This window comes from Leisingera sp. ANG-M7 (genome assembly GCF_000813965.1).
In the GTDB taxonomy this organism is placed as follows: Bacteria; Pseudomonadota; Alphaproteobacteria; order Rhodobacterales; family Rhodobacteraceae; genus Leisingera.
In genome coordinates this window covers 304,378-318,164 of the sequence record NZ_JWLI01000007.1, presented here as the reverse complement: position 1 = coordinate 318,164, position 13,787 = coordinate 304,378, and the positions used below count along the sequence as shown (strand labels likewise).

The window sequence follows — 13,787 nt, the reverse complement described above, 5'->3', positions numbered from 1 at the left end:
GCCCGCAGCCCGCAGGCGGTTTTTTTGTATCCGCCGCAGCGCCACGGGCCTCCCGCCAAGGAAGCTGAAAACATGACACCGCAAACCGAAAACCTCCGCATCACCGGCATACAGGAACTCATCTCGCCCGAGGACCTCGCCGCCCAGATGCCTTCCACGGCTGCCGCCACTGATACCGTGCTGGCCAGCCGCACCGCCATCCAGGACGTGCTGCACGGCCGCGACGGCCGCGTGGTGGCTGTGGTCGGCCCCTGTTCGATCCACGACCCCAAGGCGGCGATGGAATACGCCGAACGGCTGGCCCCGCTGCGCCAGAGGCTGGCAGGCGAACTTGAGATCGTGATGCGGGTCTACTTCGAGAAGCCCCGCACCATCTCTGGCTGGAAGGGGCTGATCAATGATCCTGGCCTCGACAACTCCTTCCGCATCAACGAGGGGCTGGGGCTGGCGCGCCGCCTTTGCCTCGACATCAACGCCCTGGGCCTGCCGGTCGGGACAGAGTTCCTGGATACTGCGGTGCCGCAATACATCTCCGACCTGGTCGCCTGGGCCGCCATCGGCGCCCGCACCACCGAAAGCCAGATCCACCGCGAGATGGCCTCCGGCCTCAGCTGCCCGGTGGGCTTCAAGAACGGCACCCGCGGCAATGTGCAGATCGCGGTGGATGCGGTGCGCTCTGCCGCCCATCCGCATCATTTCATGGCGCTGGCCAAATCGGGCCGTGCGGCAATTGCGGCCACCAGCGGCAACCCGGACTGCCACCTGATCCTGCGCGGCGGCGGCGGCACCAACTATGATGCGGCTTCCGTCGATGCGGCCTGCAAGCTGGCGGAAAAGGACGGCATCCGCGGCCATGTGATGATCGACGCCAGCCACGCCAACAGCGGCAAGGATCCGATGCAGCAGCCCGCGGTGCTGCGCGATGTGGCGGCGCAGATCGCCGGCGGCGACAGCCGCATCACCGGCGTGATGATCGAAAGCCATCTGGTGGCGGGCCGACAGGACCTGGGCAAGGGGGAGCTTACCTACGGCCAGTCCATCACTGACGGCTGCCTGGGATGGGAGGACACCGTGGCAGAACTGGAGCATCTGGCCGCAGCCGTTGCCAAACGCCGCACGCTCGCCGCGCAGAGGGACCTGGCCGACGCATAAAGCTGCCATCGGCGCGCGCCTTGCGGCGCATGCCTTCGGCATTGAGTATTTTGGCAAAGAAGAAGACCCTGCTTTAAATTGCCGCCTCTTCTTCTTTGCGGAAAATACTCCGGGGTGAATTGGCCGTCAGGCCAAGAGGGCCAGCGCCCCTCTGCTTCCGGACCTGCTGATGCCTTGCAATCCGGGCGCGCGCTCCGCATATCCTTCACGCAGCAACAAACGGGAGCCCCCATGATCCGCCCAGCCCTGACCGCCTTTGCCCTGTGCCTTGCCCTGCCTGCGCTGGCCTTGCCCGCCGCCGCTGAAACCAGGGTGCCGCAGTCCCAGGCAGAGATCGCGCTGGGGTTTGCGCCGCTGGTCAAAGAAGCCTCTCCGGCGGTGGTCAACATCTATGCCAAGGTGGTGCGCCAGGTGCAGCAGCGCCGGCGGTCGCCCTTCATGAACGATCCGTTCTTCGATGATTTCTTCCGCGGTTTCGCCAAGCCGCAGCCGCGGGTGGAGAATTCGCTGGGGTCGGGGGTGATCCTGTCGGCGGATGGCATCGTGGTTTCCAACTACCACGTTGTCGGCAGCGCCACGGAAATCCGCGTGGTGACCAATGACCGGCGCGAGTACAATGCGCGGGTAATCCTGGGCGACAAGGCCAGCGACCTGGCGATCCTGCAGCTGGATGAGGCCGAAGACCTGCCGCATCTGGACCTGCGCGACAGCGATGAGGTCGAGGTGGGCGAGCTGGCGCTGGCGATCGGCAACCCGTTCGGGGTCGGCCAGACTGTCAGCAGCGGCATCATCTCCGGGCTTGCGCGCACCGGCATGGGGGCGGGTGACGGTTTCGGCTACTACATCCAGACCGACGCGCCGATCAACCCGGGCAACTCCGGCGGCGCGCTGATCGACGTGAATGGCGATCTCATTGGCATCAACACTCGCATCCTGTCCCGCTCCGGCGGCTCCAACGGCATCGGCTTTGCGATCCCCGCCAACCTGGTCAAGCAGTTCGTGGAACAGGCGCAAAACGGCGCTGAGGAATTTCAGCGCCCCTGGGCCGGCATGGCCGGGCAGCCGGTGGATGCGGACCTTGCGGCCTCAATGGGTATGGACGTGCCGGAGGGCATGGTGGTCTCCGACCTGCACCGCGAAAGCCCCTTTGCCAAGGCGGGTTTCAAGGTGGGTGACGTGATCACCCATGTGGATGGCGAGGTGGTGAATTCGCCCTCCGAAATGGTGTTCCGCATGTCGGTCTCCGGCCTGGGCGGCACGGCGGAGATCACCCGCCTGCGCGGGGCGGAGCGCGATGTGGTGGCGGTGCCAATGATCACCGCGCCGGACCAGCCGCCCGCCAACCCGGTGCAGCTGGATGAAAAGACCGCGCTGCCCGGCCTGACCGTGGCGCAGATCAATCCGCAGGTTATCGCCCGCCTCGGCCTGCCGCTGTCGGCGGAGGGCGTGGTGGTGACCGATCCCGGCCCTTATGCGGGCCGCGGCGGGGTGCAGCCCGGCGACGCGCTGCTGGCAGTGAACGGCCAGCCCGTCACCGGCACTGAGGACGTCTATGCCATCCTTGCCAACAGCGGCCGCTGGATTCAGCTGGACCTGAACCGCCGCGGCCAGCGCGTCACCCTGCGGTTCCGCACCTGATGGCGGACCTGTTCGGCAGTCCAGAGCCTGCCAAGGGCGAGGCGCAGCAGGCCAGCAAGAACCGGCCGCTGGCCGATCGGCTGCGGCCGCAGTCGCTGGCGGATGTGATCGGCCAGGAACAGGTGCTGGGGCCGGAGGCGCCCTTGGGTGTGATGCTGGCTTCGGGGTCCTTGTCGTCGCTGATCTTCTGGGGGCCGCCGGGGGTGGGCAAGACCACCATTGCGCGGCTTTTGGCGCAGGAGACGGATCTGCATTTCGTGCAGATTTCGGCGATTTTCACCGGCGTGCCGGACCTGCGCAAAGTGTTCGAGGCCGCGAAAATCCGCCGCCAGAACGGGCAGGGGACACTGCTGTTCGTGGATGAGATCCACCGCTTCAACAAGGCCCAGCAGGACGGCTTCCTGCCGCATATGGAGGATGGCACCATCCTCCTGGTGGGGGCGACAACCGAGAACCCCTCGTTCGAGCTGAACGCCGCTGTTCTGTCGCGCAGCCAGGTGCTGGTGCTGGAGCGCCTGCAGCTTGCCGATCTGGAGCGCCTGACCCAGCGCGCGGAGAAGGAGCTGGGCCGCGCCCTGCCGCTGTCGGGCGATGCCCGCGACGCGCTGCATGAGATGGCCGATGGCGACGGGCGGGCGCTTTTGAACCTGATCGAACAAGTTGCCGCCTGGAAGGTGGAGGCCCCGCTGGGGCGCGAGGCGCTGTCCGGCCGGCTGATGCGCCGCGCGGCCAAATTCGACAAGTCCGGCGACGAGCACTACAACCTGATCTCCGCCCTGCACAAATCCATCCGCGGCTCTGATCCGGATGCGGCGCTTTACTGGCTGGCGCGGATGCTGGAGGGCGGCGAGGATCCGCGGTTTCTGGCCCGGCGGCTGACAATGATGTCGACCGAGGACATCGGAATGGCCGACCCGCAGGCCAATACGGTTTGCCTCAATGCCTGGCAGACTTATGAGCGCCTTGGCAGCCCGGAGGGCGAGCTGGCGCTGGCGAATGCCGCCGTCTACCTGGCGCTGGCGCCGAAATCCAATGCGGTCTATGTGGGCATCAAGGCCGCCCGGCGGCTGGCCAAGCAGACCGGCAGCGCACCGCCGCCCAAGCACATCCTGAACGCCCCGACCAAGCTGATGGCGGAGCAGGGATACGGTGACGGCTATGCCTATGACCACGACGCCGAGGACGGCTTTTCAGGCCAGAACTACTTTCCAGACGGTGTAAAGCGGCCGGTGCTTTATCAGCCGGTGGAGCGCGGGTTTGAGCGCGAGCTGAAGCGGCGCACGGATTATTTCGCGAACCTCAGGCTGAAGCGGAACAAGTGAAGCGGCTTTGCCGGCAAAGCCGCTGCCTCCGGCGGGAGTATTTGGGGAAAGATGAAAGGGCGGGAGCCTTTTGCTGGCAGCCCTGCGCGCCGTGCAATACGGGCAAAACTTGACATCCCTGCCTGCGCCGGCGACAGGACGGGGATGATTTCTTCGGTTTCCATGGTGGCCCTTGGCGGCGCAATCGGGGCGGTGTGCCGCTATCTGGCCGGGCTGGGCATCATCCGGCTGCTGGGGCATCACGATTTCCCGGTGGCGATCCTGACGGTGAACATCCTCGGCTCTTTTCTGATGGGGATGTTCGTGGTGGCGGCGGCGCTGCGGGACCTGACGTGGTTTAGCCCGCTGGTGATGACCGGGCTGCTGGGCGGGTTCACCACCTTCTCGGCGTTCTCGCTGGAGACCGCCAACCTGATCGAGCGCGGCGCCTTCGGGCAGGCGGCGCTCTATGTAGCTTTGTCCGTGGGCCTGTCGGTCGGCGGATTGTTTCTGGGCCTGATGGCCGCAAGAGGAGTGTTCGCATGAGCGGCGTTCAGATGATTACCGTCAGCGAAGACGATGGCGGCCAGCGCATTGACCGCTGGCTGCGGCGGCTGTTTCCGCATGTGAACCAGGGCCGCATCGAGAAGATGTGCCGCAAGGGCGAGCTGCGGCTGGACGGCACCCGCGTGAAGGCCAATACCCGCGTCGAGGCGGGGCAGGTGGTGCGGGTGCCGCCGCTGGCGGACAGCGACCTGAAACCTGCCGCCCCGCGCGAGATGCGGGTTTCCGATGCCGACGCCAAGATGATCCGCGACTGCGTCATTTACCGCGACGATGACGTGATCGTGCTGAACAAGCCCGCCGGGCTGGCGGTGCAGGGCGGGTCTGGCACCACCAAACATGTGGACGGTCTGGCAGAGGCGCTGAAGTTCGGGCTGGAGGATAAGCCCAAGCTGGTGCACCGGATCGACAAGGACACCTCCGGCGTGCTGGTGCTGGCGCGCAACCGCAAGGCGGCGCATGGGCTGACCGCTGCGTTCCGCCACAAGAACACCCGCAAAATTTACTGGGCCTTGGTGGCCGGCGTGCCGACGCCCTATCTGGGGGAGATCAAGAACGGGCTGGTGAAGGCGCCGGGGCATGGCAAATCCGGCGAGGGCGAGAAGATGATCAACGTGCATCCGCACGACATTGACGACACGCCCGGCGCCAAGCGGGCGCATACGCTTTATGCCACGCTTTACCGGGTGGCCAGCCGCGCCGCATGGGTGGCGATGGAGCCGATCACCGGGCGCACCCACCAGCTGCGGGCGCATATGTCCGGCATGGGCCATCCGATTGCGGGCGACGGTAAATACGGCGGCTCCGGGCAGGAGAACCTGGGCGACGGATGGGGGGCCTCGATCGGCGGCGTGATCTCCAAGAAGCTGCATCTGCACGCGCGCCGGATGGTGTTTGAGCACCCGGTGACGCACAAGCAGGTCTCGGTGGTGGCGCCGCTGCCGGAGCATATGAAGGAAAGCTGGGAAACCTTCGGCTGGACCGAGGACCTGGCAGCGGACGACCCGTTCGAGGATCTGAAGTGAGCGCGGACCTGCGGCTGATCCTGTTTGACGTGGACGGCACCCTGGTGGACAGCCAGGGCGCGATCACTGGCGCGATGGATGAGGCTTTTCAAGGGGTTGGGCTGGAAACACCGCCGCGCGAGATGATCCTGTCCATCGTTGGCTTGTCGCTGCCTTTGGCGATGGCGGAACTGGCGCCGGAGCAGGACGCCGCTACACTGGACGCGCTGGTGGAGGGCTACAAGTCCTCTTACATGCTGGCGCGCGAGGCGGCCGGCGCGGCGCATTCGCCGCTTTATCCCGGCACGCAGGAGATGCTGGCGGAGCTCAATGAGGTGCCGGAATACCTGCTGGGGGTCGCCACCGGCAAATCCCAGCGCGGCGTGGAGGCGCTGATCGCGGCGCATGGGCTGAATTGTTTCGTAACTCGCCAGGTGGCGGATCACCACCCGTCGAAACCGCATCCGTCGATGGTGCTGACGGCGATGGCGGAGACCGGTGTGGAGCGGGCAAGCACCGTGATGATCGGCGACACGCGGTTTGACATTGAAATGGGGCGCGCAGCGGGAGTCACCACCATCGCCGTGCCCTGGGGCTATCACCCGGCAGAGACATTGGGCGCCGACTACCTGATCCGCGATTTCGCGGAGCTGCGCCCGCTGCTGGCAGAGATCTGGAAGGGCTAGGATATGAGCGGCTGGGCACAAAAGCGGTTCTGGAAAGAGGTCACCGTGGCAGAAACCGTAGAAGGTTTCGCAGTGGAGCTGGACGGCCGCCGGGTCAAGACCCCGGCCAAGGCGGCGCTGGCGGTGCCAACACGGGAAATGGCAGAGGCGATTGCCGCGGAATGGGACGCCCAAACCGAATCAGTTGACCCGAAAACCATGCCCTGCACCCGCTCTGCAAATGCCGCAATCGACAAGGTGACACATCAGCACACCGAAGTTGCGGCGATGCTGTCTGAGTACGGCGACAGCGATTTGTTGTGCTACCGGGCGGACTCTCCGGTTGAGCTGGCGTCCCGGCAGGCCGCCGAATGGGACCCGGTTCTGGACTGGGCGGAAGCGGAACTGGGGGTGCGCCTGCAGCCCCGGACCGGGGTTCTGCACCAGCCGCAGGAGGCCGCCGCCCTGGCGGTTCTGGCAGAAAAAACCCGCGCCATGACGCCTTTCCAGCTGGCCGCATTTCACGACCTGGTAGGCATTTCAGGCTCTTTGATCCTTGGGTTTGCAGCTGCTTCCGGCTGGCGCAGTGCCGATGAAATCTGGCAGCTGTCGCGCCTGGATGAACGCTGGCAGGAAGAGCAGTGGGGCGAGGACGAGGAAGCCCAGGCTGCAGCCGAGGTGAAACGGCAGGAATTCCTGCACGCCAAGCGATTCTACGATTTCTCCTGACCGGATAAGAAATTACTTATCCACAGCCGGACCTGAAATAAAATTCCGCGCGGACCCCGTTCGTGCGGAATTCGTACATCGAAATTCCTGATACCGCACTTGACGTTTGCTGATGAATGCGCCCAAACTCAGCCACGAATTAGGGGCAAACCCTTCTTCAGTCTCATATCCGGCGGGGGATCGCCGGAAAATAAGAACCGCCGAATGGCGGGCTATCAGGAAGAGGTAAATATGAAAAAATCCGTTATTTTGGGCGCAATGACCTTTGCCGGTCTTGCGGCTGGCGCAGCATCTGCTGGCACGCTGGACGATGTGAAGGCCCGCGGCAAGCTGAACTGCGGCGTCACCACCGGCCTGGTCGGCTTTGCGGCCCCGAATGCAAACGGTGAATGGGAAGGCTTTGACGTTGCCGTCTGCCGTGCTGTGGCTGCAGCCGTGCTGGGCGACTCCAACGCTGTCGAATTCGTGCCGACCACCGGCAAGACCCGCTTTACCGCGCTGGCGTCTGGCGAAATCGACATGCTGGCCCGCAACACCACCTGGACCTTCAGCCGCGACGTTGACCTGAAATTCGAATTCGTGGGCGTCAACTACTATGACGGCCAGGGCTTCATGGTCCCGAAAGAGCTGGGCGTGTCCTCGGCCAAGGAACTGGACGGCGCAACCGTCTGCATCCAGACCGGCACCACCACCGAGCTGAACCTGGCGGACTTCTTCCGCTCCAACAACATCAGCTACGAGCCGGTTCCGATCGAAACCAACGCCGAAGCGCAGCAGCAGTACCTGGCAGGCGCCTGTGACGTCTACACCACTGACGCTTCCGGCCTGGCCGCAACCCGCGCCACCTTCGACGATCCGGCCGGCCACGTGATCCTGCCGGAAATCATCTCCAAGGAGCCGCTGGGCCCGCTGGTCCGCCATGGCGACCACGAGTGGGGCGACGTTGTGCGCTGGAGCCTGATGGCGCTGATCGCGGCAGAAGAGCTGGGCATCACCTCGGCCAACCTGGGCGAAATGGCAGCTGGCACCGAGAACCCGGAAATCAACCGCTTGCTGGGCAGCGAAGGCACCCTGGGCGAAATGCTGGGCCTGTCGGCTGACTGGGCCAAGAACGCAATCGCGTCGCAGGGCAACTACGGCGAGATCTTTGCCAAGAACATCGGCGAAGACACTCCGGTTGGCCTGGCCCGCGGCCTGAACGCTCAGTGGACCGAAGGCGGCCTGCTGTACGCTCCGCCGTTCCGCTAAACACACCACCGGGAGGGGCGCAGGATTTTCCTGCGCCCTTTTCCTATCATGAAAAAAGCTCTGGCAAGCTGCGGAGCGGGGACAACCCCGCCAGGATCAGAACGCCAGAGTCAGGGGATCACAATATATGTCAACGTTGACTGACCCGCCGAACGAAGGCTTTCGGCTGTCTATGCTCATCAACGATACCCGCTACCGTTCACTGACCTTCCAGGTGATCGCGGCTATCGTCCTTGCCCTGTGCATTTGGTATCTTGGAAACAACCTGATCCAGAACCTCCGCGCTGCCGGGCTCAACATTTCCTACACATTCCTGGGCGACCCGTCCGGCTATGACATCAACCAGCGCCTGGTTGAATACGACAGCCAGTCGAGCCACGCCAAGGCGGCTCTGGTCGGGCTGCTGAACACGCTGCTGGTGGCCTTCCTGGCCTGTATCACTGCGACTGTGTTCGGCGTGATCGCAGGTGTTCTGCGGCTGTCCAACAACTGGCTCGTCTCCAAGCTGATGGCGGTCTACGTTGAGATCTTCCGCAACATTCCGGTACTGATCTGGATCATCATCATCTTCACCATCATGACAGCCGTGCTGCCGGGACCGCGGGAATTCCGCGGCGACAACGCAACGGCAAGCATGGTGTTTGACTCTTTTGCCTTCACCAACCGCGGCATCTATATCCCGATGCCCTGGTTCGAAAACGGCATCTTTGCCAGCACAGCAATGAACTGGCTTCTGGTGCTGGCCGGGTTTGCAGGCTCCTGGATTGCGGCGCATCAGATCAACGTCTGGGCCAACACCAAGCAGGAATCCACCGGCGTACGGCCCAAGACCACGGCACTGATCCTCGCCGCGTGGCTGGTGCCGTTTCTGGCGCTGATGCTGATCATGGGGCTGACCTGGGAATATCCTGAGCTGAAGGGCTTCAACTTCAGCGGCGGCATCAAGGTCGGCGGCCCGCTGATCGCGCTGTGGTTTGCGCTGTCGATCTACACCGGCGCCTTCATCGCGGAAAACGTCCGCGCGGGTATCCAGGCTGTGTCCAAGGGCCAGACCGAGGCCGCATCGGCCCTGGGGCTGCGTCCGCGCCGGGTGATGAACCTTGTGGTTCTGCCGCAGGCGCTGCGGGTGATCATCCCGCCGCTCATCTCCAACTTCCTCAACATCACCAAGAACTCCTCGCTGGCGATTGCCGTGGGCTATGCGGATATCACCGCAACTCTGGGCGGGATCACCCTGAACCAGACCGGCCGCGCCATTGAATGTGTTCTGCTTCTGATGCTGTTCTACCTGACCGCTTCGCTGACCATCTCGATGGTGATGAACGTCTACAACGCATCTGTTAAGTTGAAGGAGCGCTGAGACATGAGCGATACGCACGCACACTCCATCGCCTTTGTCCGCGATACCGAAATCCCGCCGTCGCCGCCGCCAGCCGGTGAAACCGGCGCTGTCAAATGGCTGCGGGAAAACCTGTTCTCCAATGCGGTGAACTCTGCCCTGACCATTGCATCGCTGCTGGTCATCTACATTCTGCTCAGCAAGACCCTGCCGTGGCTGCTGAACGGCGTGTGGACCACCAACTCGCTGGCGGAATGCCGCGAGGTTCTGCAGGGCAAGACCGGCGCCTGCTTCTCGGTGCTGACCGAACGCTGGAACCAGCTTCTGTATGGTTTCAAATACCCGTCAGACCAGTACTGGCGCCCGAACCTTGCCTTGGTGCTGCTGCTGTTTGCCATTGCGCCGGTTCTGTTCTTTGACCTGCCGCGCAAGCTCTTGGCCTTTACCGCGATCTACCCGTTTCTGGCCTTCTGGCTGATCTGGGGCGGCACCATCCTGGCGCCCATCGTGGCACTGGTGGGCTTTGCTGCAGGCGCATTTGTGTTCCAGACCTACGGCAAGAGCAGTTTTGCGGTCGGCTTCTTCGGGGCGATTGCCGCAGCCTTTGCTGTGTGGATCATCGGCGGAATGCTGATCCCCGACGGGGCGTCCGACAACGCCATGCTGCAGGCCGTGCCTTCGCGCGACCTGGGCGGCTTCATGCTGAACCTGATGCTGGGCGTGACCTGTGTGTCGCTGTCGCTGCCTTTGGGCATCGCGCTGGCGCTGGGCCGCCAGTCAGACATGCCGCTGATCAAGTGGATGTGCGTCGTCTTCATCGAGTTCGTGCGCGGCGTGCCGCTGATCACCCTGCTGTTCGTGGCATCGGTGATGCTGGCCTACTTCTTCCCACCGGAAAGCACCGTCGACCTGTTCCTGCGCGTGGTGATCATGATCACCATGTTCTCGGCAGCCTATATCGCCGAAGTGATCCGCGGCGGTCTCGCGGCCCTGCCGAAGGGACAGTACGAAGCGGCTGACAGCCTTGGCCTGGATTACCCCCAGGCGATGCGGCTGATCATCCTGCCGCAGGCGCTGAAGATCTCCATCCCGGGCATCGTGAACGTGGCCGTCGGCCTGTTCAAGGACACCACCCTGGTTTCGGTCATCTCGATGTTCGACCTGGTGGGCATGATCCGCGGCCCGATCCTCGCCTCCACTGAGTGGAACGGGGTCTATTGGGAGCTTCTGGGCTTTGCTGCGCTTCTGTTCTTCGTCGTCTGCTACGGCATTTCACAATACTCACAGTGGCTCGAGCGCCGTCTCGCCACCGACCACCGTTAAGGAGTTCAACATATGTCTGAACTTATGTCCGACCGCGCAATCGACCGCTCCAAAATGCAGGTGAGCGACGAGGTTGCCATTGAAATCACCAATATGAACAAGTGGTACGGGTCCTTCCACGTGCTGCGCGACATCAATCTGACCGTCAACCAGGGCGAGCGGATCGTGATCGCGGGTCCCTCGGGCTCCGGCAAATCCACCCTGATCCGCTGCCTCAATGCGCTGGAAGAGCACCAGCAGGGCAAGATCGTGGTGGATGGCACCGAGCTGTCCAACGACCTCAAGAACATCGACAAGATCCGGTCCGAGGTCGGGATGGTGTTCCAGCACTTCAACCTGTTTCCGCATCTGACCATTCTGGAAAACTGCACCCTGGCGCCGATCTGGGTCCGCAAGACCCCCAAGAAGGAAGCCGAAGAGCGGGCGATGCACTTCCTGGAGAAGGTGAAGATCCCCGAGCAGGCCCACAAGTACCCGGGCATGCTGTCCGGCGGCCAGCAGCAGCGTGTGGCGATCGCGCGCTCGCTCTGCATGATGCCGCGCATCATGCTGTTCGATGAACCCACGTCGGCGCTGGACCCGGAGATGATCAAGGAAGTCTTGGACACCATGATCGAACTGGCCGAGGAAGGTATGACCATGCTGTGCGTGACCCACGAGATGGGCTTTGCCCGTCAGGTGGCGAACCGGGTGATCTTCATGGATGCCGGCCAGATCGTCGAACAGAACGAGCCGGAAGAGTTCTTCAACAACCCGAAGAGCGACCGCACCAAGCTGTTCCTCAGCCAGATCCTGGGCCACTGAGGCGGCTGCACCACCAAACAGAAAGGCCGGGCAATGCGCCCGGCCTTTTTTGTTTCGGAACCTGTGTTCAGGAATGGCTGGCGAATACCTCAGTCGTGCCGTCCGCCAGGATCAGCAGGGTGTCAAACGCCTCGCGCTCGTCCCCCATCTCCATGCCCGGTGAGCCGATCGGCATTCCCGGTACGCTTAGCCCCAGCGCCTTGGGCTGTTCGGCCAGCAGCCGCTGGATGTCTCCGGCAGGCACATGGCCCTCGATCACGTAAGGCCCGGCCATCGCGGTGTGGCAGGAGGACAGATCACCGCTGACGCCAAGCCGGTCCTTCATCGCCCACAGATCCTCGTCTGCGACATTGCGCACCTCGGTCTGGAAACCGGCAGCGGCCAGATGATCGGCCCAGGCAGTGCAGCAGCCGCAGCTGGGCGACTTCATGATACGGATGGTCTCAGCTGCCGCGGCAAAACCGGGCAGGGAAGCGAGGGGGAGGGCAGCTGCGGCCAGCAGCAGGGAACGGCGGTGCATGACGGTCTCCAGTCCGGCAAATGTCTGGCAGGCAATCTAAACAGGCGCGCGCGGCTTTGCCAGTGGCCTCCTGCGCGGGATGCGCCAGCGTGCCGCAGGGGTTATTCGCCCAGCAGCTCCCTCGGTACCGCAAAGTCGATCACCTTGCCGCTGCTCCAGCTCAGCTCGCGCCAGCTGCCGATATCGAACTCAGCCACCAGCGTCGCGCCGGTGGGATAGTCGTCGAACCGGGCATGGTCGGGCGGGCTGGAGACGATGGTATGGGCAAAGGCGGCAATGCCGGGGTTGTGGCCGATCACCATGACCCGCTTCTGCTCGGCCTCGCTCAGCACCTTGAAGATCATGTCGGAATTGGCGTGATACAGCCGCTCTGTGAACGTGGCAGGAACCCCCAGGTCCATCAGTTCGCAGGTCTCGCGGGTGCGCTGCGACGAGGAGGAGATCACCTGATCCGGCAGGTAGCCGCATTCGCGCATCCAGGCGGCAATGGCCGGGGCTGAGCGGCGCCCGCGCTTGTTCAGGGGGCGGGCATGGTCGCTGGGGACATTGGTGTCCCAGGCGGATTTGGCGTGGCGGGTCAGGATCAGGGTGCAGGTCATTGCGGGTGAAAATGCCTCATGTGATGTGCGGTTTGTTCTGGGTCGCGGCCGGCGCTGCGGCTCAGCGGGCAGGCCCGCCGGGCAAGGCAGCCGCCGGACATGCAGCCGGCGCCTGCGCTGGTGTCGAGATACGCGTGGCAGGCCGCCAGATCGTAGGGGCCTCCGTCGGCCAATGCGCTGACGGGGCAGGCGGCAAGGCAAGGACGCGAGGGGCAGCTGTCGCAGGGGGACTGTGCCAAAGGTGCAGGGGGAATGTCAAATTCCTGTTCGAAATGAATAGCCCCCCGCAAGGATATCATCATACCGGCGCTATCATGCACCAGCATCTGTGACGGCGATGTGAAGAACCGTCCCGAGGCCAGCGCCCAGTTGATGAAAGGCGTGTAGGGCGGTCCGCCAAAGGGAAAATACGCGTTGCCGCCCAGATCCGCTGCCAGCGTGCCCACCACCCGTTCGGACCAGCTGTCAACCGGGTCCGGAAGGCCGTCCTGATATTCGGGGCTGCTCTTGAAAAGCGGCCAGAAACTGCTGCCCGTGCCCAAAAGGATCAGGGTGCCGCCGGTCAGCGCCTGAACCGGCTGTTGGGCCGGGTGCAGCGCGGCGCGGACCTCCAGTCCGGTGTTTTCGGCGGCAGCTTCTATGCCGGTGCAGGACGGCAGGCCGCGGGGGGCGGGGGCAGGCTGGTCTGTCAGGGTCATTTGCTGTGTCCTGTCGGCTGGCTTGGGGTGAGCCTAGCAGCGCGGGGTGCCTGGCCGGAGGGCAAAAAACGTCCCGCAATCGCCTGCCGGCGTCTTCCCGCCGTCCACCGCCGCAGCGGCCGGGCACATATGCGGAAAAGAGGATTTGTGGTACTCTTACGCCCGGGGGCATGCAGGCCGCAAAGTTCGGCATCCTGCCCAGC

General features: G+C 64.0%; 14 protein-coding genes. 11 read left to right on the top strand and 3 right to left on the bottom strand.

Features of this window, described 5'->3' with window-relative positions; translation table 11 throughout:
• Positions 1-72: 72 nt before the first annotated feature.
• The 11 genes from RA26_RS11545 to RA26_RS11495 all read left to right on the top strand — a co-directional run bounded on the left by RA26_RS11545 (position 73) and on the right by RA26_RS11495 (position 11,767).
• Positions 73-1,152: a 3-deoxy-7-phosphoheptulonate synthase gene (locus tag RA26_RS11545; RefSeq protein ID WP_039183838.1), complete on the top strand. Its 1,080-nt coding sequence runs from the start codon at positions 73-75 to the stop codon at positions 1,150-1,152.
• Between the two features lie 231 nt (positions 1,153-1,383).
• On the top strand, positions 1,384-2,790 hold the full coding sequence (locus tag RA26_RS11540; protein WP_039183834.1) for a trypsin-like peptidase domain-containing protein: 1,407 nt from the start codon (positions 1,384-1,386) through the stop codon (positions 2,788-2,790).
• Positions 2,790-4,112, top strand: coding sequence for a replication-associated recombination protein A (locus tag RA26_RS11535; RefSeq protein WP_039183833.1), 1,323 nt, complete (start codon positions 2,790-2,792; stop codon positions 4,110-4,112). Before RA26_RS11540 ends, RA26_RS11535 begins: the two co-directional genes overlap by 1 nt.
• A gap of 144 nt (positions 4,113-4,256) precedes the next feature.
• Positions 4,257-4,637, top strand: coding sequence for a fluoride efflux transporter CrcB (crcB, locus tag RA26_RS11530; protein WP_039183988.1), 381 nt, complete (start codon positions 4,257-4,259; stop codon positions 4,635-4,637).
• Entirely contained in the window at positions 4,634-5,680 is a 1,047-nt protein-coding gene (locus RA26_RS11525) for an RluA family pseudouridine synthase (RefSeq protein ID WP_039183832.1), read from the top strand. The genes crcB and RA26_RS11525 overlap by 4 nt, the downstream gene beginning before the upstream one ends.
• Positions 5,677-6,345 (top strand): HAD family hydrolase, encoded by a 669-nt coding sequence (locus RA26_RS11520; RefSeq protein ID WP_039183831.1) that lies wholly within the window; start codon positions 5,677-5,679, stop codon positions 6,343-6,345. The genes RA26_RS11525 and RA26_RS11520 overlap by 4 nt, the downstream gene beginning before the upstream one ends.
• Positions 6,346-6,348: 3 nt before the next feature.
• A complete protein-coding gene (locus RA26_RS11515) occupies positions 6,349-7,053 on the top strand; it encodes an ATP12 family chaperone protein (protein WP_039183830.1) in 705 nt (234 codons plus the stop codon).
• 231 nt (positions 7,054-7,284) lie between these two features.
• On the top strand, positions 7,285-8,301 hold the full coding sequence (locus tag RA26_RS11510; RefSeq protein WP_039183987.1) for an amino acid ABC transporter substrate-binding protein: 1,017 nt from the start codon (positions 7,285-7,287) through the stop codon (positions 8,299-8,301).
• A gap of 127 nt (positions 8,302-8,428) precedes the next feature.
• Entirely contained in the window at positions 8,429-9,661 is a 1,233-nt protein-coding gene (locus RA26_RS11505) for an amino acid ABC transporter permease (protein ID WP_039183829.1), read from the top strand.
• A gap of 3 nt (positions 9,662-9,664) precedes the next feature.
• Positions 9,665-10,963 carry an amino acid ABC transporter permease gene (locus RA26_RS11500; RefSeq protein WP_039183828.1) on the top strand — a complete coding sequence of 433 codons (1,299 nt, stop codon included), beginning with the start codon at positions 9,665-9,667 and terminating at the stop codon, positions 10,961-10,963.
• Positions 10,964-10,975: 12 nt separating this feature from the next.
• A complete protein-coding gene (locus tag RA26_RS11495) occupies positions 10,976-11,767 on the top strand; it encodes an amino acid ABC transporter ATP-binding protein (RefSeq protein ID WP_039173494.1) in 792 nt (263 codons plus the stop codon).
• 67 nt (positions 11,768-11,834) lie between these two features.
• Here RA26_RS11495 and RA26_RS11490 read toward each other — a convergent pair whose 3' ends face one another.
• From RA26_RS11490 to RA26_RS11480, 3 genes are all read right to left on the bottom strand, one after another.
• A complete protein-coding gene (locus RA26_RS11490) occupies positions 11,835-12,287 on the bottom strand; it encodes a DUF411 domain-containing protein (RefSeq protein WP_039183826.1) in 453 nt (150 codons plus the stop codon).
• Between the two features lie 101 nt (positions 12,288-12,388).
• Entirely contained in the window at positions 12,389-12,886 is a 498-nt protein-coding gene (locus RA26_RS11485; protein WP_039183824.1) for a SixA phosphatase family protein, read from the bottom strand.
• A complete protein-coding gene (locus RA26_RS11480; RefSeq protein ID WP_052272391.1) occupies positions 12,883-13,584 on the bottom strand; it encodes a hypothetical protein in 702 nt (233 codons plus the stop codon). The genes RA26_RS11485 and RA26_RS11480 overlap by 4 nt, the downstream gene beginning before the upstream one ends.
• Positions 13,585-13,787 lie beyond the last annotated feature (203 nt).